The sequence below is a fragment of the Virgibacillus profundi genome, assembly GCF_002287375.1.
In the GTDB taxonomy this organism is placed as follows: Bacteria; Bacillota; Bacilli; order Bacillales; family Amphibacillaceae; genus Virgibacillus_K; species Virgibacillus_K profundi.
Genome location: NZ_NPOA01000010.1, coordinates 12,570 through 36,490, shown reverse-complemented (window position 1 = coordinate 36,490; position 23,921 = coordinate 12,570). Strand labels below are relative to the sequence as shown.

The following is a 23,921-nucleotide window of genomic DNA, read 5'->3' as shown; positions in this document are numbered from 1 at the left end:
GGACCGTTGACTCCTGCGGGAACAGCACGAGTCCGAAGACCCCACAGCGGTGATCTTCCGCGAGGAGGCTGAGGCCGTGCCCGCGGAAAGCAACGGTCCGTAGCGGATAACAAACCAGCGCATACGTCATTGTTTCTATCGACTACGGGGAAGATAACCAATCACTTCGGTGGGAGGTGCAGTGCGCAGTCCCAAATTATGCGAAACCAGCCTTTTGAATTCAAATAATTATAATAATTCAAGTTTTGAAATAGTTATTTACGGGGATTGGACATATATATAATAAAGTATATTAAATAAAAGGGAGGAGTAAATATGCAAGAGCATATTGTTGTGACAATTAATGGTTCAGAATATTTAGCTGAGCCCGGCCAGAATCTGCTGGATTTAATTAACACAACAGATGAGTTTTTTCCACAAATTTGTTACAACGAATCACTTGGACCTGTACAAACATGTGATACTTGTATGGTGGAAGTAGATGGGGAGATTATAAGAGCATGTGGGACGAAGGTTACCACTGCAATTGAAGTAAACACGGTTATTGAGACAACTAAGAAAGCACAAAAAGAAGCACTTGATCGTATTTTGGAAAATCATGAATTATATTGCACCGTTTGTGATTATAATAATGGAACTTGTGAAATCCACAATACTGTAGCTGAATTTGGATTGGAGCATCAATCTAGGCCCTTTCAATCCAAATCATATGAAGAAGATCATTCGGGGTCATTTTACCGTTATGATCCTGATCAATGTATTCTTTGTGGAAGATGTGTTGAGGTGTGTCAGGATGTCCAGGTTAATGAAACCTTGTTAATCGATTGGGAGCGCGAACAGCCTCGGGTTATATGGGATAATGATGTTCCAATTGACCAATCATCTTGTGTTAGTTGTGGGCAATGTGTAACCGTTTGTCCCTGTAATGCATTAATGGAGAAACCGATGCTGGGCGAGGCAGGATTTATGACGGATCAGTCACCAGGTTTATTGCGTTCAATGATTGATCTTACGAAAAAAACAGAGTCGGGATATGGCCCTTTATTTGCGATTTCAGATACGGAAGCATCCATGCGAGAAGAAAGAATCGAAAAGACAAAAACCGTTTGTACATATTGTGGAGTAGGATGTACATTTGATGTCTGGACGAAGGATCGCAAAATTTTAAAGGTAGAACCTCAAAAAGATTCGCCTGCTAATGGAATTTCTTCCTGTATAAAAGGGAAATTCGGTTGGGATTATGTGAATTCAGAAGAGCGATTAACACAACCGTTAATCCGAAAAGATGACCATTTTGTTGAAGTAGAATGGGAGGAAGCACTAACATATGTCGCCAAACGTTTTAATGAAATAAAAGCAGAAAAAGGTGCTGATGCACTTGGGTTTATTTCCTCATCCAAAGCAACAAACGAGGAATCCTACTTAATGCAAAAATTATCACGGCAGATTATTGGTACGAATAATGTGGATAACTGTTCAAGATATTGCCAGGCACCAGCAACAAAAGGACTTTTCCGGACAGTTGGGCATGGGGGAGATTCAGGTTCCATTGATGATATTGCCGAAGCAGAAATGGTTATCACAATTGGTTCAAATACAGCTGAGTCACATCCGGTCCTGGCATCCAGAATTAAACGCTCCCAAAAATTATTTGGTCAAAAATTATTTGTTTTTGATCTCAGAAAGCATGAAATGGGACAACGTGCTGATCGATTTGTTCAGCCAAAAAGTGGGACGGATTTAGTCTGGCTTTCTGCAATAACAAAATATATTATTGATCAGGGTCTTGAAAATCATACGTTTATTGATAAATGGGTTAATGGTTTTGATGAATATAAGGAAAGCCTAAACAAATTCACCTTGGAATATGCAGAAGAACTGACGGGGATTTCCCGTGAAGAATTAATAGAAATAGCTACAGAGATTGTTAATGTCGAAAGATTAGCAATCTGCTGGGCTATGGGAGTAACCCAGCATCAGCTAGGAAGTGATACGAGTACCGCAATCTCCAATTTATTATTAATTACCGGAAATTATATGCGAAACGGAACTGGTGCATATCCATTACGTGGTCATAATAATGTACAAGGCTGCAGCGATTTTGGAAGTATGCCGAACTTCTTTCCAGGCTATGAAGAGGTAGCAGATGAAGCGGTAAGGAAACGTTATGAAAAAGCTTGGAATGCGGAATTGCCTGAAGCACCAGGCAAGGATAATCATGAGATGATAAAGGCTATCCATGAGGGAGAATTAAATTCGTTATTTGTAATTGGGGAAGATACCGGAATTGTTGATGCGAATATAAACTATGTAACAGCAGCATTTGAAAAATTGGATTTCTTTGTTGTTCAGGATTTATTTCTAACACACACCGCGCAATATGCTGATGTGATTTTACCAGCAGTGCCAAGTTTAGAAAAAGACGGTACCTTTACAAATACGGAAAGACGAATTCAACGATTGTATAAAGCATTGGAACCAGTAGGTGAATCGAAGCCCGATTGGGTTATTTTACAGGAATTGGCAAATGCATTAGGACATGATTGGAGCTACTTCCACCCATCGGAAATTATGGATGAATCAGCTTCTCTTGCCCCGTTATTTGCAGGAGTTAGCTATGATCTGCTTGAAGGCTATAATAGTTTACAATGGCCTGTTGCTGCTGACGGCACAGATACACCATTATTATTTTCCGATGGATTTCCTTTTGAAGATAATAAGGCAAAATTGTATCCACTGCACTATCAGTTGATGTATGACACAAATGATGAATATGATTTGCACGTAAATAATGGCAGGGTATTGGAGCATTTTCATGAAGGAAATATGACCTTTAAATCACCTGGACTTTTAAGGGAGATGCCTACATCCTTTATTGAAATTTCACCAGAGCTTGCCGAAGAAAGAGGAATAAAAGAAGGTGCTGAGATCAAACTGATTTCAGAAGCAGGGGAGGCTACAGGGATTGTTCATGTTACAGATCGTGTAAGTGGAAAAGAACTTTATTTGCCACTGAATTCAAATGGAAAATCAGCGGTGAATTATCTAACGGACAATAGAGTTGATAAGGATACAAACACCCCCGCTTATAAAGAAATTGCTGTTAAAATGGAAGTAATCAAGAAAAAAGGTAAAAGTCCTTTACTTGGCCATAACCACCGCAGAGGAAACCGACAGCCGCAAATTGGTGTATTGGTGGAAAACAAGTGGGATCGTAAAGACTATATTTTCCCAGGAAATCAGGTGAAACAAGATGGCTGATCCAATTTCTAAAATAAAGCGTATGGAAATCCCTGAGGAATTGATTCATGAAAAAGATTTGACAGAGGTTTCAAAGAAAGTCAGTGAAAATAAAGAAGCAATTTTAAAAGGAATTGATCTGCTTGCAGCAATAAATGAAAGTGAAGCATTGGATACAATTAATGCACTTGTAAAACACAGGAAGGAAGCCTTGGAAAATATTGTACAAGAACTTAACAAGCCTGGGTATTCAGCTACATTGGAAAATTTGAGTGATCTGTTTTTATTTCTCGGGCAATTGAATGTGGATGAATTGTTTTATTTTACAGATAAGCTAAATCATGGAATGAAGGAAGCAAGAGCTTCAAATGAAGACGGGACTTCCTACATGGGGTTGATAGGAGCGTTAAAGGATCCGGATATTAATCGCAGTATAACACTGTTATTATCATTTTTAAGAGGAATGGGAAAAGAATTATAAAATAGCCAAAACTGCCATAAATAGTGTTGTTTATTCACTTTTAGTGGCAGTTTTTTATTCATTAAATAATCACGCTATTTTACAAATGGTGAATTTTTAATTAATATGAAGTTGTACTAAAGTAAAATTCCTGTACATAGCATGTAATGGGATAAGTCTTCTATTTTGCAAATTTACAAGAAAAAACCTGAATTGACTTATCACAAATAAATGAAGGAGGTAGAGAGTTTGTCGAGTATATTGGTTGCTATTATTGGGATGATTGTTTTTGCATTAGGTTATCGTTATTATTCAAGGTTTGTAGCAGAAAAAATATTTCGGCTTGATCCAAACTATGTTACTCCGGCACATCGTTATAAGGATGGAGTAGATTTTGTACCAACAAACAAATTTGTCCTATGGGGACACCATTTTACTTCAGTTGCAGGTGCAGCTCCGATAGTAGGACCTGCGATTGCCGTTTACTGGGGATGGCTTCCAGCATTTTTATGGGTGATTTTAGGAACAGTATTTGCTGCTGGTGTTCATGATTTTGGAACATTGGTATTATCTGTCCGGAATAAAGGCCAATCAGTGGGGACACTTGCCCATCGATTAATCGGGCAGCGTGCCAAATTGTTATTTCTATTTATTATTCTTATTTTAGTACTGATGGTTAATGCAGTATTTGCCTGGGTTATAGCTAATTTATTCATTTCATACCCAGCTAGTGTTTTACCGGTATTTATTCAAATTCCACTTGCAATATGGATTGGGTATGCTGTTTATAAGAAAAATAAAAAAATGCTTATCCCATCATTGATAGCGCTTGCGTTCATGTATTTTGCAGCAGTACTTGCCAGTAGAATTGATTTTCTGCAGATTGATCTGGTGCAATACATGGGTGGGGAAGACGGCGCAGGATTCTTCGGGCTTGGTGCCGTTTCAACAGCATTTTTCATTTGGATTATCATTTTAATGATCTATGTTTATATCGCATCAACCCTGCCAGTATGGAAATTATTACAACCACGTGATTTTATTAATTCACATCAGCTGGTTGTTGGTTTAGCAATTTTATATTTGGGGCTTTTATTTGTAAATCCTGAGATTACGGCTCCAATCACAAATGCGAATACGGATATCTCATGGTTTCCATTACTATTTATAACAATTGCCTGTGGCGCTATTTCGGGATTCCATGGATTGGTCTCATCAGGTACTTCCTCAAAACAATTAAATAATGAAACAGAAGCACGTTTTGTTGGTTACCTAGGAGCTATAGGGGAAGGGGTATTGGCACTCATTGCCATTATCGCTGTTATAACCTTCTTTCCAAGTAAAGAAGCATTCCTGGCAACATACTCAAGCTTTACAGCATCAAATGGAGCAGGTCTAGGAGTTTTTGTGGAAGGTGCAAGTAATCTGGCTTCCGGTTTGATGATCCCAACAGATATCGCATCAACAATTGTTTCCATTATTGTTGTCAGCTTTGCGGCAACAACATTGGATACATCTGTAAGATTGATGCGGTATATTATTGCTGAATTAGGTGTGGAATATAAGGTGCCGGTTTTATCCAAAACACATGTAGCAACAACAATAGCAGTAGTTTCAAGTGCTGCCCTTGTACTTTTACCTGAAGGTCCTAAAGGATTCGGCTCCGGAGGGTACTTACTATGGCCATTATTTGGTACTGCAAATCAATTACTTGCAGGAATTAGTCTATTACTCATAGCAATATGGCTTAAACGGCTTGGAAGAAATTATGCCATTGCCCTGATCCCAATGATTTTCGTTCTGTTTATGACATTAATTGCGATGTTCCAGCAAGTTATATTTGAGTGGTCATGGTTCGGATCGAATGCAAATATGCTTTTATTCGTCCTTGGTGCCATCACATTTGTATTTGCTGTCTGGATAATCCTAACAGCCTTTTCCTCACTTACAAAAAACATGGATGAACCAATTGATGATGAAAAGTAATGGATTATGAAGGGGGGGTCATTCAATTGATCCCTTTTCTAAATAAAGCGAGGTGAAATGTAATGATGCTGGCTAAATTGAAAACATTAATACAGTTTTACGAAGAAGTACTAAGCATGCCGCATCGTCAGGAAATTGCACGTGAATTACGAAATGAAGATGATTTATTTTTGTTACTGCTTTACTCTGAAATGATTGGAATTCCAAATCCGGTCTATTATTATACACTGGAACTTTATCCATATATGATTGAAAAATTTCATGATTGGCATTTACGAATGGGGATGGAAAAATCACCGATGACTGGAATTCGCTGTTGCTAGTTTTAGAAAGAAAAGGAGAATTTCAATGAAAGAGTTGGCTAAGAATATAATTTTTGTTGGTGGAAAGGGAGGGGTAGGGAAGTCCACATCTGCTGCGGCAATTGCTTGGAAATCAGCACAGAAAGGCTATAAAACCCTACTTATTTCCACAGATCCAGCACATAATCTAGGGGATATTTTCAATCAATCCATTGGGGGTAAAACAACGAAAGTTGCTGATAATTTGTTTGCACTGGAAATAGATCCGGAGATTGAGACGAATAAATATATTAAAGGTGTTAAAGAGAATATCAAGGGTATAGTACATTCAGGGATGATGGAAGAGGTACATCGCCAGCTTGATACAGCCAAGGCATCACCTGGAGCGGATGAAGCCGCCCTGTTTGATAAGCTGATCTCAATTATTTTGGAAGAAAGTGAGAACTTTGATAAGCTTATCTTTGACACAGCACCTACGGGTCATACAATCAGGCTGTTATCCTTACCGGAATTAATGGGGGTTTGGATTGAAGGAATGCTTCAAAAACGCAGGAAAACAAATGAAAATTATACACAGCTTTTAAATGATGGTGAACCGATTGAGGATCCTATCTATGATGTACTAACAAAACGTAAGGAACGTTTTAGTAAGGCGAGGGAGGTGCTGCTTGACGGTAGTAAAACCAGTTTTATATTTGTGCTAAATCCGGAACGACTGCCTATACTGGAAACAAAAAAAGCAATTGAATTATTAGATAAATATCATCTACATGTGAAAACATTAATTGTAAATAAAGTATTACCGGAACATGTAGATGGGGAATTTTTAATCCAGCGCAGAGAACATGAAAAAGAGTACTTAGCTATGATAGAGGATAAATTTAGAAGTAAGAAATTAATATATGTTCCATTATTTTCACATGATATAACAAATAAAAACCAGTTAGAAGCATTTAGTAGTTATTATTAGAAAGGATGAAAGTAATGAAAGCATTTGTACATGAAGGTGCTGAGCTGAAACTAAGAGATATAGAGGATCCTGTAGCTGATAAAGGGGAAGTTGTTGTTGCCCTTGTGACTGCAGGCTTAAATCGGCGTGATTTGTCTATTCCGAACAGAAGAGGGGATGAGGCTGAAGCATTGATCCTTGGCTCGGATGGTGCAGGTATCATCGAAGCTGTAGGGGAAGATGTTACAGATTTTAAAGTCGGTGACGAGGTAATAATTAATCCTGCACTTCGCTGGCATGAAAACAGTGACGCACCCCCAAAGGGCTTTGGTATTTTAGGAATGCCTGATCACGGAACTTTTGCAGAAAAAATTGCGATTTCCGATGAACAGGTTGAGAAAAAACCAGAGCATCTCACGTGGGATGAAGCGGGTGTCCTAGCCTTATCAGCACTCACCGGGTACCGTGCATTATTTACAAAAGGACAAGTGAAAAAAGGCGAGACCATTTTTATACCAGGGGCTGGCAGTGGTGTTGCTACATATTTAATTTCCTTTGCAAAAAATATTGGTGCAAAAGTGATTGTCACCTCCCGTAGTGAAGAAAAACAAAAGCAGGCCAAAGAATTAGGTGCTGATATTGTTTTAGATACGAATAGTGATTGGCCAAAAGAGCTGGCTAACGAAACAGTTGACTTAGTGATTGACAGTGTTGGACGAGCTACATTTAACCGTTCACTGGAGGTTTTGAAAAAAGGTGGGCGCATCGTTGTGTTTGGAGCAACTACTGAAGATACAATTGATTTGAATTTACGTGAATTCTTCTATGGCCAATACCAACTGATCGGTTCAACGATGGGAAGCAGACAGGAGCTTCGGAGCATGTTGGATCATGTAACCAATTATAAAATGCATCCTGTCATTGATAGAACCTTCTCATTTGATATGGCGCATGATGCACTGAATTATCTAAAAGAAGGGAAGCAGTTTGGAAAAATAGCTTTATGGATAAAAGATGAATAAAAAATAAGTGAAAAGCTGGCAAATATATTATTTGCTGGCTTTTTACTTTTTTCTGATTTGTTAGTGGATCACATATTCAGGATTCAGCTTCCCAAATACGGACTAACCATTTCAATCGCTTTTTGCAACTTTTTACTGTTCATTTCATAAACTTGTTTACTCTCTGAATTTTCGGTTGCAAGTGCAAATAATTCTAAATCTGCCTGGCACTTTTTCATTGTTGCTAAGAGAAGCGGAACTTCTGTCGGGCTTGGAACAGCAATTTTATCATCATATAGATCAACAGTTAATTGACCATTATTATCTGCCTGGCCAAGAAAAACATTTTCAATACTAATATTCATTTTATCCAATTCAGTTTCAAGCCAGTTTGTATTTAAAGATAGGTTGGCTAATGGTTCAAGTAATACTTTTCCATCCATAACCACTGTTTGGGGTTCTTTCTCGGGGGCAGGATTCAATCCTAAATCCTTCGCAGTAAGCGGTTGATTTTCCTTTTTGGGTAATACACTTAATGTTCCTGTAGGCTCAAGTACAGCAAATTCAACATCAGATGCCAGGAAAACATTGTTGTCCCGAAGTTTTTCAAGTAAGTCATCCGTGGAATAGCCTTCTTTTTTAAGATTATCCTCCATTATTTTACCGTCCTGAATAAATACAGTACTTTTGCCCTGACTGAAATTACGAAAACTTTTACTCTTAAGTGAGAAGAACTCCACTGCAAAAGGTACAATAAACCATATGAACATCGCAATTAATCCATAGACAAGATTTGTATTTGGGTCAATCGTATTAATGGCAACGATTCCGCCTAGAACAATGCCAGAAATGTATTCGAAAATATTTAGTTGTGATATCTGCTTTTTACCAAGCCATTTAGTCATAAAAAACAGAATAATTAACAGGGTAAATGATCTTAAAATAATTGTTATCCACTCCGGCATTTCAGAACAAATCCTTTCAGGAACTTATTTATATTGCGGTTCTTCTTTAGAAAGCTGAATTACTTGTTTTTGCAGATCGTCTTTTACTTCAGTAATTATTTTCTGCACATTGTTAAATGTTTCTTTTGCCAGGGGATCCTGTGTTTTATTTTCCAATAATTGAAGGCTTGCTTCCACGCTCTTAACTGATGAAAAGCAGCTTTTTACTTGTGATCCAACCGTCATGAAATTTAACTCCTATCCTTTTGGTTTAAAAATAAGTGCACCAATTACTCCAAAAATGATCGCTGCTGATATACCGGCACTTGTCACTTCAAACATTCCTGTTACCACTCCAACAAGACCGTGCTTTTCAGCTTCAGCCATTGCACCATGTACTAAAGAATTACCAAAACTGGTAATCGGTACAGTAGCACCAGCCCCAGCGAAATCAATAAGTGGTTCATATAAACCAAATCCATCGAGAATTGCACCGGAAACTACCAAAATACTCAAAGTGTGTGCAGGGCTTAGTTTGAAAATATCAAACATAATTTGTCCGAAGACACATATGATTCCACCGACAACGAACGCCCAAAAAAAGATCATGTTAAATCACTTCCTGCTTCTATTGAAACTGCATGTGCAATACATGGAATGGGGTCTTTTTGTTGAATGCTTAGTGGGGAATGAAGCGCCCCTGTTGCAACGACAAGTATTCGTTTTAGCTCCCCTTTTTTCATTAAATTTAAAAAATGACCATACGTAACAACCGCTGAACAAGCCGGACCACTTGCTCCTGCTAAAACAGGTTGTCCTTCACGATAAATGGTTAAACCACAATCGACATACTGCTGATCCGATATATCCAGTCCACGTTCTTTAAGAAGATCCAATGAAACTTCCCTGCCAATATGGCCAAGATCACCTGTTATAATTAAATCATAATAAGAAGGATCGATATCTCTCTCCTTGAAATGCGTTTCAATTGTATTAACAGCAGCTGGGGCCATTGCACCACCCATGTTAAACGGATCCGTTATCCCCATGTCTACAATTTTTCCTATAGTAGCTGATGTGATACGGGGTCCATTACCCTTTTTGGCAACAAGTGCACACCCTGCCCCAGTAACTGTCCACTGAGCTGTTGGAGGTTTTTGCCCCCCATATTCTGTCGGATAGCGGAATTGCCGTTCGGCTGCAGAATTATGACTTGATGTACCACTTAAAATATAATTGGCCCCATTTGCATTAATTAAAAAAGCAGCTAATGCTAAACTTTCCGTTGATGTTGCACACGCACTAAATAACCCTAGATAGGGAAGTCCCATTGTTTTAGCGGCAAAACTGGTTGGGGTAATTTGATTCACTAAATCACCACTTATAAAAAACTCAACCTGTTCTTTTTCAATGCTGCTTTTTTTAACGGCAACCTGACATGCTTCCTCCATCATCATTTGCTGAGACTTTTCAAATGAAGCCTGTTCAAGCCATGTATCATCATGCAGGATATCAAAGTCACCTGGAATGTTTCCGTTTGCTTCAAACGGTCCTCCAACGGTTCCAGTGGATATAATGACTGGCTTATTTTCGAATGTCCATGTTTGATGTCCGACTAGCATTACAATCCACCCCATTTTATTAAGATTGTTTTTATAAGAGCAATGACAAAAGCGGAGAATACACCGTATACAATAACCGGGCCAGCTAATTTCAACATATTACTGCCTACACCTAATACAAAGCCCTCTGTTCGATGTTCTATAGCTGAAGAAATAACAGCATTACCAAAACCTGTCACAGGAACAGCAGAACCTGCACCCGAAAATTGGCCGATTCGATCATATACTCCAAAGCCTGTCAGCAGCATCGTTATAAATATCAGTGTTGCTACAGTAGGATTACCGACAGTTTGCTCCGTGAAATTAAAAAAGTGGATGTAAAAAGTGGAAATAATTTGGCCGATAAAACAAATAAATCCACCAACTAAAAATGCTTTGATACAATTTTTGAAAATTGGCCTTTTTACTTCCCGCTGCTTCTGAAATGCTTGATATTCCTGAGCGTCCGGGGGTAAGTTTTTTTTCTTTTTATCTGCCATGATCCTTTCACTCTTTTCGCCTAAGTCTGTTCTTTGGATAATTTGATAAGTTTTTTTATTTCTTTTTCAAGCTTTTTTTTAGTAAATGATTCTGCCTGTATTTTATTTTCCAACTGATCAAGTTCCAGAATGATTTTTTTGTCTGTTGTTAATTCAACTTTCATTTCAGGAAACATCTTTTCTAATTCCTTTGTTAATTCCTTACGTATATTTGCAAGCTTAAATCGATCATGATGATGTACTTCAACAGCAATTAAGAGGTCTTTATCCGTATTAACGGCTTTTATCGTTGTTATTTCATCATATTTTTTTAATTCTTCTTTTGCTTGATTGGAGGGATGCTGAGCAGTTGGATTGCTTGCAGAAATTTTTGTGAGTTCAATATCTCTGTTTTCTTCATCGGAACTTTCCAATGTTGAATTTGTACCACATCCAAATAGCAATAAAATTAAACAGAAACTGACAATTTTATAGTAATTCATAATCTCACCCGTTTCCCTGTTGTGAGGTATAAGAGGCTGGTTAAAAACCAACCTCTAAATATTAAAAACCTTTATATTGAGGTTCTTCCTGTTCCATTTGCTGAACCCTTGGCTCGACACTTTGCAGAATAGTCATTGTCTGTTGTGCAGCGTTTTCATAAAGCTGTTTTGCCTGTTTATTTTCAGTTTGTAATGCAAATTGTTCAAAGCTTGCTTGTGCACTCTTTAACCCTGCGATCGTTTGTTTCACTTGGCTTCCAACTGTCATATAGATCCTCCTTTTTAAGACCATCACTATATATAGTTAGAAAAAGTGTGTATAAATATACTTTTTGCTTTTTTCCTATTTTCACCATTTGATGATAATAGTAGTAATAAAATTGAAACTTTTTAATTGAGTCTTCCGTCATATAGTATAAGGGAGCTGTTTTACGTGAAGGGGACCGTATTGAAAAAAATCCTGCTTTTGTCTTTTGTGTTACTTTGTTGTTTTTTCGTAATGCTGTTATGGCAATTTATTAAACCTGAAGCAAAATTGGCAGAAAGTAAAATTGCGGAAAAACAAGTGGATGATTTTATATTGCATATGAGAGTAAATGAAACTGAAAAAGGAATTCAGGTATTACAATCCATTCAATATGTTGGGAAAGAGATTGTTGAAATTAAACATCAATCACCTTTAGTATCTGTATCATTGCTAAATAGAAACCATGATTATACTGGAAGTACCGTTTCGAAAGCACTCAAAAAAGGAGATGTATATCCAGGAGAAGAGATAATCTTTCCATCTCCCAAAAAAGGAGAGTGTAATTTATATTTGCAGGCCAGATTTAATGTGAATGGGGAAGAAGTATCAATTGATCATGTAGAAAAGTTATTTTTTGAATAAGAAACAGCACATATTAAGTAAAATGTGCTGTTTCTTCTAATTATGTGAAATGCGTAATACAATGTTCGTTACTATAGATCCTTCTGATACCAGCCATTCATTAATAAGTTCACCCGAAGGTTCTAGAACTGCAGGTTTTGCTGCAGAAATGGTTTCATTATCGATCCACTCAGCACTAATCAGTGGCCAGGTATAATCGAGTATATTGGAATCTGTAGTTTCATTAATTAACGGTAAAGGTTCCCATGCCTCCAGATCAATTACAACCATATTTGTTAAAGGAAGTGGCAGTGAACTATTACGTTGAAAAAGAAATAACATCTTTGTATGATCAGGTGATCCAATCATCGATACTGATTTTGCCAAATCAGCCAGAAGGTAAGTTTGAGTATCAGCGTTACTGTTAAAAAGCAGATAGGAGCACAGGTTATTTTGACAGGAAAACTCAAGTAAATACATACTGGGACTATCTGCATATATGCGTTCTATTTCCATTTTTTCAATAGCTGTTTGACGATCGTTTACTGCATTAAGGTAAGCGTCCAAAATCGGAACCATTTTTAAGTTGATTCTTATTTGTTCATCTTCAAATGCAAATTCTATATATTCTTCCACTTCATCTTCGTTTTCATTAACTTCTTCAACAAGTTCGGGTTCATTACTTGGATCATCAGTAACGGTATCTGTTTTTTCAATAGCAGGTTCCTCCTTGACACAAGCTGCTAGCAGGATAAGGATTAATATACTTAGTATTTTTTTCATAAACAACGCCTCGATTGTATAATATATTGAATAAATATAATTATACAATAATTACGAGCGGTTAACAGGTATTTTACAGTAGTTTTTAAAAAAATGGGGTAGTGCACCGCTCGTTTCCCGAAATACTTCTCATGACTTTTTAAACTACAATTGATTCGTTGCTTTGGAGTTGATGATTAACACGCAGTACTGTATTTTTTGCCTGATCGTCCAGAATGGATATGATATCCTCATAGGACTCCTTTGTGTTCACACCATCAATGATCATGACAATGGAATTGCTCTTTGGTGTAATAAAGAAAAAGGAAAGCAGCTTCGGTAAATTTCTTGCATCAGCAATTACATTTTCACGATATAAATAAATATTGTTTTCCCCTTTTAAACTAAATTGATGGATTTCCATGACATCCTTTGTTTGCAATTCTTCTTTTAAGTGGATTTCATAGGATGATATTTCTTCCAAATCCTCACCTCATTTCGGCGGAACGTCTTAGGTAATGTTTGTAAATTAATACCCAATCGTTACAGGATTCAAACATTTCCCTATTTAAATATCAATTGCTTGCTATTTTTGTTACACTTTAAATAAGTTCAAATTAAATTAGATTGTACAATTAATATATAAGAAAGGGCCTGGTAATTGATGGTTGAAAGAAGAAAACCAATTCCTATAAATAAAGCAGTAGAAATGGTAATGAACTATCGTTTGAAAGGTCAAAAAGAGATAATTTCTATACATGAAAGTGATCATAGAAGATTAGCTGAGCCAATCATTGCAAAAAATAATGTACCATCATTTGATAAATCTCCATATGACGGCTTTGCTTTAAGATCAATCGACACGGATAAAGCTTCCACTAATAACCCAATGGAATTTGAGGTTGTTGAACACATCGGGGCTGGTCAGGTTCCGACAAAGACGTTAGGAAAAGGGCAAGCTACAAGAATTATGACAGGTGCGAAGATTCCTGATGGTGCAGATTGTATAGCTATGTTTGAGATTTGTAAATCATATGAGAGAAATAATAACCCCTTCATGTCGATAAAAAGAAAAATGAATAAAGATCAGAATATTATCAAAGAAGGTTCAGAAGTACTTGAAGGTAAAGTTCTTATAGAAGAAGGTACAATCATTAACCCAGGTGTAAAAGCATTACTGGCTACATTCGGATACAATCAAGTAGAAGTTGCCAAAAAGCCGATAGTGGGAATTATAGCTACGGGAACGGAATTATTGGAAGTGGATGAAGACTTAAAACCAGGAAAAATCCGAAATTCAAATGCATATATGATTGCTTCTCAAATTAACAAGGCTGGAGGTATTTCCAAATACTATGGTAAGCTGGCTGACGAATTCGATACAAGCTATGAAGCTATGAAAAAGGCTCTTGATGAGGTCGATATTTTAATTACTACAGGGGGAGTCTCGGTAGGTGATTTTGATTTAATGCCTGCCATTTATGAGAAGCTAAAAGCAGAAGTGCTTTTTAATAAAGTTGCAATGCGCCCTGGAAGTGTAACGACAGTTGCGGTAATTGAGGATAAGATATTATTTGGTCTCTCGGGCAATCCTTCAGCCTGTTATGTAGGATTTGAATTATTTACAAGACCGATTATCCAGCATTATTTATATAATAAGAAACCCTATTTAAAACGAATAAAGGCAATATTAGCTGATGGGTTTCCAAAACCCAATCCATTTACAAGATTTGTACGGAGTTACATAACTTATGATAATGCTTCAGTGTACGTTCACCTTGCTGGAATGGATAAATCTAATGTTGTAACATCATTGGCAAACTCAACCTGCTTAATGGTATTGCCTGGTGGAACAAGAGGTTTTAAAGCCGGTGATGAAGTAGAAGCGTTATTACTTGATGATATGTATGGTCAATCAGATTTTTAGTCTGAATTATACAAGGGGTGATTTACATGGAAAATAAAAAAACACCAATTAAAGATCATTTCGGCAGATCACTGAAAGACTTGAGAATTTCTGTTATTGATAAATGTAATTTACGCTGCAACTATTGCATGCCAAAGGAAATATTCGGAAATGATTATGCTTTCCTACCTGAAGATCAACTATTAAGTTTTGAGGAAATTGTTCGTTTAGCAGAAACATTTGCACAGCTTGGGGTTGAAAAAATCCGGATTACAGGTGGAGAACCTTTAATGAGAAAGGATCTTGATCAATTAATTGCGAAATTAACTATAATTCCCGGGATCAAAGATATAGCATTGACAACAAATGCGATTTTATTACCCAAGAGAGCAAAAAAGTTGAAAGAAGCGGGCTTGAAACGCGTAAATATAAGTTTAGATGCCATTGAAGATGAAGTTTTTAAACAAATTAATGGGAGGGGAGTTGTGACACTTCCCGTATTAAAAGGGATTGAAGCTGCTCAAAAGGCAGGATTAGAGATAAAAATTAATATGGTTGCTAAAAAGGGCATGAATGAAAGTCAAATATTACCAATGGCACGTTATTTCAAAGGAAAAGATATCATCCTTAGGTACATCGAATTTATGGATGTTGGTAACCATAATGGCTGGGATTATAATAACGTTATTTCAAAAAAACAAATCATAAACACAATAAATGAAGAAATGCCTCTTGAGCCAGCAGAGGAAAACTATTATGGCGAAGTCGCTTCAAGACACCGGTATAAAGATGGCGGGGGTGAGATAGGCGTTATCTCTTCTGTGACGGATTCATTTTGTGGAACATGTACACGTTTAAGGTTGTCGGCAGATGGCAAATTATACACCTGTCTATTTGCTTCCGGTGGTTTTGATATAAAAGAAAAATTAAGAAATGGATTGTCCGAGGAAGAACTGGAAAATGAATTAACCTCATTATGGGAAACAAGAAAAGATCGATATTCTGACGAACGTGCTGAAAATAAACATAAGAATCGCAAGAAAATAGAAATGTCATATATTGGGGGATGACAGGAGTATATGAAAACATTTAAATTGAATAATCTGGAAATTATTGAGCAACAGGATGAGGATATTATTCAAAATAGAATTCCTTTAAAAGATGGATTGATTATAAATAGAGAAGATGATCAGAATCGCTGGGTTATAGAAGCATATGTTGAACATTCCTATTTAGAATTCTTCAAAAATCTGGATGAAAAAGATGAGGAAATTCTTATTCAGGTGAAAATAACGAAGGAAACGAATGAGCCTGCAACATTTATTACATCTATCATTGGAATAAATGAAATAGGCGCACATATGAATATTTTATTCATGGGAACTATTGTAGATCAGAGAAAACATAAAATTGAAGAACAGCTGACGGCATTAATCGAAGAGGGATTTCAAGGGGAAGAGCTATTAAATAAATTCAAAGAAATTATGTAAACAAGATTGGTCTGATTTAGACCAATCTTGTTTCATATACTTGCATATTAATATGCAAATAAGTCTGTTTTAATTTTGACCGTTAGGACAATAGGGTTATTTTACGTGTGGTTGGTTTTCAGAAGCCTAATACATCATTAATTATGCCGAAAAAGGAAGCATTTAGCGTTGATGACTGCTATAATGATATTAACTTTTTTAAAAGCATACCGATATAATACATAAGGTCGTTGGGAGTACTAATTATGAACCATCAAAATCTTATTTTTCGTTGGATACGTAAACTATCACCTGTACAAATATTATTGTTTTTTTATTTAATAGCGGTTCTTTCTTCAACTGGCATCATGGCTTTACCTGTTGCATACCAGGAAGGTGTGGATGTAGCATTCATTGATGTACTTTTTACATCTGTGAGTGCATTAAGTGTAACTGGATTAAGTACAATAACAATTGCCGATACACTTAGTACAACAGGTATCATTCTACTCGCATGTATACTGCAGTTGGGTGCAGTTGGTGTGATGTCAATTGGTACATTCATCTGGCTGTTGCTGGGTAAAAAAATAGGTTTAAAAGAACGGCGTTTAATTATGACAGACCAAAACCAAACATCCTTTGAAGGTATGGTTCGCCTAATTAAGCAAATAGTTTATGTTTTATTAGTAATTGAGTTAGTTGGTTTTCTTATTTTAGGAACTTATTTCCTGCAATATTTTCCGACTGCAAAGGAAGCATATCTGCATGGTTTTTTTGGAACAATCAGTGCAGTTTCCAATGGCGGATTTGACATCACAGGACAGTCATTGGTTCCATTCAAAGATGATTATTTTATACAATTTATAAACATGCTGCTGATTATTTTTGGTGCTATTGGTTTTCCGGTATTAATCGAAGTGAAGGAATATATATTTGCTAAATATGAAAACCGCAAGCTAATGCGCTTTAGTTTATTTACAAAGTTGACTACTGTTACTTTCTTAATCTTAATCATTTTAGGTGCTTTATTTATATTTTTACTTGATATTGGAAATTTCTTTGCCGGTAAGTCCTGGCATGAGGCACTTTTCTATTCATTGTTTCAATCTGTTACAACAAGAAGTGGTGGACTATCTACAATGGATGTAAGTCAACTGACTGAGGGAAATCAATTGTTCATGTCAATGTTAATGTTTATTGGCGCATCACCCAGCAGTGCCGGTGGAGGTATTCGTACAACAACATTTGCTCTGGTAGTTATTTTTATTATTACATATGCGCGTGGTGGTGGAAACATTCGGATTTTCGGTCGTGAAATATATGATGAGGATCTGTTTAAAGCTGTTACTGTTACCCTAATGGCAATTGTATTTGTATTTAGTTCCGTTCTGGTCATGTCGATTATAGAACCATTTTCTTTATCAGAAATATTATTTGAAGCTACGTCAGCATTTGGAACTGTAGGGTTATCACTTGGCATAACTGATGAAATTTCTACATTTAGTAAAATAATACTGATGATCCTGATGTTTATCGGCAGGATAGGAATAATTACATTTTTGTTCATCTTTAAAAATAATAGGAAGAGTGGAAAATATCATTATCCAAAGGAAAAAATAATAATTGGGTAATTTACGGGTTTCGTTAGGGGAGAAGGTCTATGAAGAATAGAAAAGTAGAAATACCATTTCAACGTAACATACTGTCCAGTTTAAAAGAACCAATTCTTTTTGTTCAAAAGGATGGAGAAGTAATTGATGGTAATAAACCGGCGTTTACTTTATTGAATGCGGATAGTACCAGTGAATTATTCATAAATGATTACCTGGATTTTGATCTATTATCAGCAGCGGATGAGACACATCAGTTAATGGAATTAAAAAACAAAAATAATAGCCTGATTGAAGCGAAATGCATTCAAGTATCACCAGGCGTTTATTGTTTAATTATGAATAATCTGAGTTTGGATGATAAAACTTCCGGGGTAAAAAAATATATTAATCGTCTTATCGATACAAGTGTTGGGGGCATCATTATTTATAATGAGAAATCGATCATCGATTGTGACTCTACATTTGCTCATATGTTTGGATATTCACAAGCAGAAATCAGGCAAAAAATACTTAAAGAGCTTATGGACAGTAAAAGTAACTATATTTTTACCGAGGAGGTTCAATCCAATCCGGAAAAAACCTACGAACTGACTGGGATCCGAGCGAATGGATCAACATTCGATTTTGAAATAATGCAGCATCCTTATAATAACCAGGGGAATGTTATTCGTATGGCTATTATTAAGGATGTTACCGAAAAAGTAGCCAACGAAAAACGAGTGGAGTATATGGCTTATTATGACGAATTGACCGATTTGCCAAACCGGAACTTTTTTATAAATGTATTAAAAAATGCAATGAAAAAAGCAACAAAACATAATGAATTGCTTGCCGTTTATTTTTTGGATATTGACTACTTTAAAGAAATTAATGAAACATTGGGCTTTGATTTCGGAGATAAATTACTCAGAGCCTGTGGTTCGAGATTAAAGACTTTTTTACAAACAGATACCTTTATAGCAAGAATGGGTGGGGACGACTTTTTAATATTACAGAGAAATGTTTCTAATAAAGATGCTGCTGCATCTCTTGCTGAGAGTTTGATTGCTGAATTTGAAAAACCAATTAAAATTGATGGGTACGAAATTTTTACATCTGTCAGTATTGGAATCAGTGTCTTTCCGTATAATGGGAAAACATCTAGTGAACTTATAAAACACGCTGATTCAGCTATGTCTGTAATCAAAGAAAAGCATCGAAATAATTATAAAGTATTTGAATCATCTATTTCTGAGAATTTGAAAACAATGTTTACAATGGAAACTGAGTTACGCAAGGCTTTAAGTAAAGAAGAGTTTGAGTTACATTACCAACCACAAAAAAATCTGAAGACAGGAAAAATCGTTGGGATGGAAGCATTATTGCGCTGGAAACATCCGGTGAAAGGCTACATTCCACCATTGGATTTTATATCATTGGCTGAAAAAACCGGGTTGATCATTGAAATTGGTGATTGGGTATTGGAAGAGGCCTGCAGGCAAAATAAATACTGGCAGGATCAAGGGTTTGAGCCTGTAATTGTTAGTGTTAACATGTCTGCCAAACAGTTCCATCAAAACGGGCTTGTTGAAAAGCTGGAAAAAGTATTAATGGAGACAGGGCTGGATCCAGAGTTTCTGGAACTCGAAATAACCGAAAGCATTTCAATGACCAATGAAAAAAACATCCTTACCACAATGCAACAACTAAGAAACCTTGGCGTATTTGTTTCGATTGATGATTTTGGAACAGGCTATTCATCATTAAAGTATTTAAGCCTTTTTCCAATCACCAAATTGAAAATTGATAAAATGTTTATGGATGATACACAAAAACAAAATCCGGCAATAGTAAAATCCATTATTCATATGTCACATTCTTTAGATATGAAAGTAATTGCTGAAGGTGTGGAAACAATGGAGCAACTCAACTTTTTAGAAAATGAAAAATGTGATGAAATGCAAGGCTTTTATTTTAGTAAACCATTGCCACCTGAACAATTATCCAAGCTGCTTGTTACATTACGCTAATTGGGTTGATTAATAAATGCCATCTCTTATTTTTAGAGATGGCATTTCTATGACTCTTGCTTATAACGCTCCTTCTTTTGTATCCGTAACAATATTTTCTTTCTTATCTGGAAGTAACAGACTAAATACGATCCCAAAGAATGCTGCAATAAAGAATGTAGTAAAGCGGGATGTCAACATTTCTTCTAATGGAGTGCTTATCCATAATATAGTTGAAATTAGGCCAGCCAATACGGTTGCAACTACACCTGCACTCGAGTAACGCTTCCAAAAGAATGTCATCAGAATAGCAGGGGAGAGTGTACAGCCGACTCCTGCCCAGGCCCAACTCACTACGAGATACAAGAGCGATTCTGATACAAGTGCGATTACCATCCCAATAAGTCCAAATAGCAAAACGGAGATTCGGGATATCCATACTAATTGTTTATCTGTAAGCTGTATTCCCAAAGCCTTGTGAATAATATCTTCACTTACAGAGCTGGTAACCACAAGCAGCTGAGAAGTTGCAGTGGTAATGATTGCGGCTAATACACCAGCAAGTAAAATACCTGCAATCCAAGGTGGCATTAATTCCAGAATCATTGTTGGTAAAATGATTTCAACATCTGTGAAGGAACCCTGATCGTACATAGCAATTGCAGATAATCCAATTAAAAATGCGCCCCCATACGCTAAGAAAGTCCAAATAATTGCTACCACAGTACCTTGGTTGGCGTCTTTTTCACTTTTTAATGCCATGAAGCGTGTACTGAGCTGTGGCTGACCACCAAGGAAGCCGAAAAACCATGCAAAATTATTAAAGAATAATACCCCAAGTGCAAATCCAGTCAGTCCACCAAACCAGGAATCAAATGAATCACCTGCACCAACTAAAGATTGTGTAATGGACAAATCATTCGTATTAATATAAATCAATGCAACTATTGGCAATGCAACTAATGTAATTACCATCATTACACTCTGAATCATATCTGTCCATACTACGGAAATAAATCCTCCGGCAACTGTGATCAGAATAATAATAATTGTTGCTAGGACGATACCTAATGCTGGCGGCATCTCAAATGTAGTAAATAACATTTTACCCGCACCTGCCATTTGAGCACCAACATAAAACATTAAGAATCCGGCTATAAGTGAGCTTGTAAGCCAGCGAATAACATTAGCCTTTTGTCCAAAGCGTACTGCTAAATAATCCGGTAGTGTTAGGACATCATATTTATCCGTCTCTCGCATAAAAATTTTTGCCAGGAATACCCAGGCAAAAATAATCCCAAGGGCAATTCCTGCTGCAACCCATATCCCGGATAGACCTGTCATAAAAACAAATCCAGTATAACCTAGTAATAGCCAAGCAGATTCCCCAGTGGCCCGTTCGGAAAAGGCAAGCGCCCAACCGGGTAACTTTTTTCCTCCTAATAAAAAGTCTGATTGTGTTTTACTTACTCGACTGAAATAATACCCAATTCCAAGTACTACAACACAATAAATAATGAATTCCACAACTATAATATTCATCGTTTACCTCCATGATTTTGTTGAAATCGCTTTCAAAATCTAGTAACTCAACTGGTTACCAACTCCTTTTTCGATTGCTTTTTGATAGATCAAATTAGCAGTAACTACATCAAATAAAGCCATTCCTGTTGATTTAAAGATAATTCCTTTCTTATGTGTCGAATTATGTTTATTTGTGAGGTATGATGACATTGTTTGAATAGAGCTTTTTTCAATCCACTTGTTTTCCAGAGGTATTCGGATATCGCCAGACTCCTTAACTGCATCCTCAGAGTCTACAATTATCCGATTCGATTTGAGATAGAGAGCTTCCGGAAATTCCCGCATCTCGGGTTGGAAAGAGCCTATACCAATAATTAATTTATTATCCAGTAAATCTGGATTATTCGGCAAAACCGGTGTAATGGAAGTTGTGGCTGTAATAATAATTTCAGCATCCTGAATGGCGGATTCAATAGTCTTCATGGCGTGCAGGCGTATAGACTTGTCCAATTGTTTCTCTAAATTTTCTTTAAAGAGAGGAATTTTATCATAAGTACGATTAAATAAATAAATATCTGTGATTGGACGCTGTGAACAAGCAGCAATTGCCTGATAAAACCCTTGAACTCCTGTACCAATAATGGCTATCTTTTTAGCATCTGCTTGAGATAAATGCCGGATGGCTGAGCCGCCAATAGCACCAGTTCGAAATCCTGTAATAAATGAACCATCCATAATAGCTTTTATTTCACCGGTCTCACTGCTGTTTAAAATAACAAGACCATGTAGTGTGGGGTGTTTAGTATTATTAGGAAAAGAAGTTACTAATTTTGTACCAATAGCATCTTCTGTTATACATGGCATTAGTATTAAAGTATTCGGATCATCAGTAACCTGCATTCTTGTAGGCATTTGAAATTTCTGTGATTCATATAATTTATAGGCGGTATCAATCGCATCAATAGTATCCTTCATTGTAACCGCCTTTAAAATATCCTGTTTATTCAAAAATAACATAAGAATCAGCTCCAATTTTTATACGATTGCACCTTCAATGATTAAATTGTTTTCCGCAAATCTCTCAAACCGCAATGGGGATAAATCTAAAGTCTCGTAACGCCCAGTACGTATTAATTCAGACAATCCTTTTCCGACAGCTGGAGCCTGCTGCATACCATGTCCACTGAAGCCACAAGCAATGAAGTATCCATGAACTTCTGGATGCGCTCCTATAATCGCATTTTGATCTATCGTGTTATGGCTGTACATCCCCGCCCAACCACTAACGATTTTAGCCCGTTCAAAATTGGAAATGCGATGACTTAGTATCGGCCATAATTGTTCCAGAAAGAATGAACGTTTCCATTTAAAATCTATTCCTGGTCGTACAGTTTCAGAAAAACCAGTAATTAGAGACTTTCCTTCATGACGGAAATAAACCCCTGTTGGATCCACCGTTAATGGTAAATCATTTACTAAAGCTTCTGCTATATCAAATTGAATGATTTGTCTTTTTAAAGGGATAACAGGGAGGGGGTATCCCATTTTCTCACTTAATGCTGGCGCCCATGGTCCAGCACAATTAACTACAATTGGGGCTTCATATATATCACCATTTGATAGCTTGACCCCGCTGACTTTTCCGTGATTTTGCAAAATCGAATCTATTTCTTCATAAACATAATCTGCACCGAGCTGCTTTGATTTTCGGGCATATCCCTGCATGACGGAATATGGATCTAAATAACCATCCTCACCACAGTATAGACCTCCGTTAAGGTCATCTATGGTTAATTCAGGAATAATGGATAATAGTTCTTCCTTTGAAAGTAATTCAGATGGTACGCCATTACTTTGCTGAAGCATCCATTGTTGTTTTAATTCTTCTATTGTTTCGTTTTTGGCAAGGAAAAGATAACCTCGTTGTTTAAAATCAATCTCAGCTTTTTCATTTCCAACAGCCATATCCTCAGGAAATGTTAAATATTTTTTTAAACCAAATCGACTGATCTGAATATTAATGGCAGTGGTAAATAATTGTCTTATTCCTCCAGCACTTCTTGGTGTGGATGAAAATTCATAAATGCTGTCTTTTTCAAAAACAGTAACTTCCCCGTTATAGTCATCATTCAGTAGATTATATGCAATACTAGAACCAATAACACCGCCACCTATTACAATGATATCGGATTCATATTTCATATTTTCACCTCCAAAAGTATATTTAGTAATAATTCATAAGATTATATACATTTATAACGTATATAGACGGTAAAATCTATGGTTAATTTATACAAAAAAACTACCGATTTTATTCTAAATTATC

General features: G+C 36.5%; 24 protein-coding genes. 12 read left to right on the top strand and 12 right to left on the bottom strand.

What is annotated here, in order from left to right; translation table 11 throughout:
* The first annotated feature begins 315 nt into the window (after positions 1-315).
* From fdhF to CIL05_RS14395, 6 genes are all read left to right on the top strand, one after another.
* Positions 316-3,261 carry a formate dehydrogenase subunit alpha gene (fdhF, locus tag CIL05_RS14420; protein ID WP_095656253.1) on the top strand — a complete coding sequence of 982 codons (2,946 nt, stop codon included), beginning with the start codon at positions 316-318 and terminating at the stop codon, positions 3,259-3,261.
* Positions 3,254-3,721, top strand: coding sequence for a helical membrane plugin domain-containing protein (locus tag CIL05_RS14415; protein WP_095656252.1), 468 nt, complete (start codon positions 3,254-3,256; stop codon positions 3,719-3,721). Before fdhF ends, CIL05_RS14415 begins: the two co-directional genes overlap by 8 nt.
* Before the next feature lie 228 nt (positions 3,722-3,949).
* A complete protein-coding gene (locus CIL05_RS14410) occupies positions 3,950-5,686 on the top strand; it encodes a carbon starvation CstA family protein (RefSeq protein ID WP_095656251.1) in 1,737 nt (578 codons plus the stop codon).
* A gap of 65 nt (positions 5,687-5,751) precedes the next feature.
* Positions 5,752-6,009 (top strand): cory-CC-star protein, encoded by a 258-nt coding sequence (locus CIL05_RS14405; protein WP_095656362.1) that lies wholly within the window; start codon positions 5,752-5,754, stop codon positions 6,007-6,009.
* A gap of 25 nt (positions 6,010-6,034) precedes the next feature.
* The gene (locus tag CIL05_RS14400) at positions 6,035-6,958 is read left to right on the top strand and encodes an ArsA family ATPase (RefSeq protein ID WP_095656250.1); all 924 of its coding nucleotides are present in this window, start codon (positions 6,035-6,037) and stop codon (positions 6,956-6,958) included.
* A 14-nt stretch (positions 6,959-6,972) separates the two neighbouring features.
* Positions 6,973-7,959 (top strand): zinc-binding dehydrogenase, encoded by a 987-nt coding sequence (locus CIL05_RS14395; RefSeq protein ID WP_095656249.1) that lies wholly within the window; start codon positions 6,973-6,975, stop codon positions 7,957-7,959.
* Positions 7,960-8,042: 83 nt separating this feature from the next.
* On the opposite strand, the gene CIL05_RS14390 is transcribed toward CIL05_RS14395, so the two are convergent.
* The 7 genes from CIL05_RS14390 to CIL05_RS14360 all read right to left on the bottom strand — a co-directional run bounded on the left by CIL05_RS14390 (position 8,043) and on the right by CIL05_RS14360 (position 11,733).
* Positions 8,043-8,903 carry a DUF421 domain-containing protein gene (locus CIL05_RS14390; RefSeq protein WP_095656248.1) on the bottom strand — a complete coding sequence of 287 codons (861 nt, stop codon included), beginning with the start codon at positions 8,901-8,903 and terminating at the stop codon, positions 8,043-8,045.
* Between the two features lie 24 nt (positions 8,904-8,927).
* Positions 8,928-9,128 carry a DUF1657 domain-containing protein gene (locus tag CIL05_RS14385; protein ID WP_095656247.1) on the bottom strand — a complete coding sequence of 67 codons (201 nt, stop codon included), beginning with the start codon at positions 9,126-9,128 and terminating at the stop codon, positions 8,928-8,930.
* 12 nt (positions 9,129-9,140) lie between these two features.
* On the bottom strand, positions 9,141-9,491 hold the full coding sequence (gene spoVAE, locus CIL05_RS14380; RefSeq protein WP_095656246.1) for a stage V sporulation protein AE: 351 nt from the start codon (positions 9,489-9,491) through the stop codon (positions 9,141-9,143).
* The gene (gene spoVAD, locus CIL05_RS14375; protein ID WP_095656245.1) at positions 9,488-10,504 is read right to left on the bottom strand and encodes a stage V sporulation protein AD; all 1,017 of its coding nucleotides are present in this window, start codon (positions 10,502-10,504) and stop codon (positions 9,488-9,490) included. Before spoVAD ends, spoVAE begins: the two co-directional genes overlap by 4 nt.
* Positions 10,504-10,983: a stage V sporulation protein AC gene (gene spoVAC / locus CIL05_RS14370; RefSeq protein ID WP_095656244.1), complete on the bottom strand. Its 480-nt coding sequence runs from the start codon at positions 10,981-10,983 to the stop codon at positions 10,504-10,506. The genes spoVAD and spoVAC overlap by 1 nt, the downstream gene beginning before the upstream one ends.
* A gap of 20 nt (positions 10,984-11,003) precedes the next feature.
* Positions 11,004-11,465 (bottom strand): YhcN/YlaJ family sporulation lipoprotein, encoded by a 462-nt coding sequence (locus CIL05_RS14365; RefSeq protein ID WP_095656243.1) that lies wholly within the window; start codon positions 11,463-11,465, stop codon positions 11,004-11,006.
* A 61-nt stretch (positions 11,466-11,526) separates the two neighbouring features.
* Entirely contained in the window at positions 11,527-11,733 is a 207-nt protein-coding gene (locus CIL05_RS14360; protein WP_095656242.1) for a DUF1657 domain-containing protein, read from the bottom strand.
* A gap of 180 nt (positions 11,734-11,913) precedes the next feature.
* On the opposite strand from CIL05_RS14360, the gene CIL05_RS14355 reads away from it, so the two are divergent.
* Positions 11,914-12,354 (top strand): hypothetical protein, encoded by a 441-nt coding sequence (locus CIL05_RS14355; RefSeq protein ID WP_095656241.1) that lies wholly within the window; start codon positions 11,914-11,916, stop codon positions 12,352-12,354.
* Between the two features lie 36 nt (positions 12,355-12,390).
* Here CIL05_RS14355 and CIL05_RS14350 read toward each other — a convergent pair whose 3' ends face one another.
* Both CIL05_RS14350 and CIL05_RS14345 read right to left on the bottom strand, forming a co-directional pair.
* Positions 12,391-13,116: a hypothetical protein gene (locus CIL05_RS14350; RefSeq protein WP_095656240.1), complete on the bottom strand. Its 726-nt coding sequence runs from the start codon at positions 13,114-13,116 to the stop codon at positions 12,391-12,393.
* Positions 13,117-13,255: 139 nt separating this feature from the next.
* The gene (locus CIL05_RS14345) at positions 13,256-13,579 is read right to left on the bottom strand and encodes a hypothetical protein (protein ID WP_095656239.1); all 324 of its coding nucleotides are present in this window, start codon (positions 13,577-13,579) and stop codon (positions 13,256-13,258) included.
* 180 nt (positions 13,580-13,759) lie between these two features.
* Here CIL05_RS14345 and CIL05_RS14340 point away from each other — a divergent pair, with 180 nt between their 5' ends.
* From CIL05_RS14340 to CIL05_RS14320, 5 genes are all read left to right on the top strand, one after another.
* On the top strand, positions 13,760-15,022 hold the full coding sequence (locus CIL05_RS14340; protein ID WP_095656238.1) for a molybdopterin molybdotransferase MoeA: 1,263 nt from the start codon (positions 13,760-13,762) through the stop codon (positions 15,020-15,022).
* 26 nt (positions 15,023-15,048) lie between these two features.
* The gene (moaA, locus tag CIL05_RS14335) at positions 15,049-16,071 is read left to right on the top strand and encodes a GTP 3',8-cyclase MoaA (protein ID WP_095656237.1); all 1,023 of its coding nucleotides are present in this window, start codon (positions 15,049-15,051) and stop codon (positions 16,069-16,071) included.
* Positions 16,072-16,080: 9 nt separating this feature from the next.
* Positions 16,081-16,491: a YwpF family protein gene (locus tag CIL05_RS14330; RefSeq protein WP_095656236.1), complete on the top strand. Its 411-nt coding sequence runs from the start codon at positions 16,081-16,083 to the stop codon at positions 16,489-16,491.
* Positions 16,492-16,736: 245 nt separating this feature from the next.
* On the top strand, positions 16,737-18,101 hold the full coding sequence (locus CIL05_RS14325; RefSeq protein WP_095656235.1) for a TrkH family potassium uptake protein: 1,365 nt from the start codon (positions 16,737-16,739) through the stop codon (positions 18,099-18,101).
* 29 nt (positions 18,102-18,130) lie between these two features.
* Positions 18,131-20,092, top strand: a complete 1,962-nt coding sequence (locus tag CIL05_RS14320; protein ID WP_095656234.1) for an EAL domain-containing protein — start codon at positions 18,131-18,133, stop codon at positions 20,090-20,092.
* 60 nt (positions 20,093-20,152) lie between these two features.
* Here the strand turns inward: CIL05_RS14320 and CIL05_RS14315 are convergent, their stop codons facing one another.
* Genes CIL05_RS14315 through CIL05_RS14305 form a run of 3 tightly spaced genes read right to left on the bottom strand, consistent with a single transcriptional unit; the run spans position 20,153 to position 23,797 of the window.
* Positions 20,153-21,613 (bottom strand): sodium/proline symporter, encoded by a 1,461-nt coding sequence (locus CIL05_RS14315; protein ID WP_095656233.1) that lies wholly within the window; start codon positions 21,611-21,613, stop codon positions 20,153-20,155.
* Positions 21,614-21,652: 39 nt separating this feature from the next.
* The gene (locus CIL05_RS14310) at positions 21,653-22,612 is read right to left on the bottom strand and encodes an ornithine cyclodeaminase family protein (RefSeq protein ID WP_095656232.1); all 960 of its coding nucleotides are present in this window, start codon (positions 22,610-22,612) and stop codon (positions 21,653-21,655) included.
* 18 nt (positions 22,613-22,630) lie between these two features.
* Positions 22,631-23,797 (bottom strand): NAD(P)/FAD-dependent oxidoreductase, encoded by a 1,167-nt coding sequence (locus tag CIL05_RS14305; RefSeq protein ID WP_095656231.1) that lies wholly within the window; start codon positions 23,795-23,797, stop codon positions 22,631-22,633.
* Between the last annotated feature and the right edge of the window lie 124 nt (positions 23,798-23,921).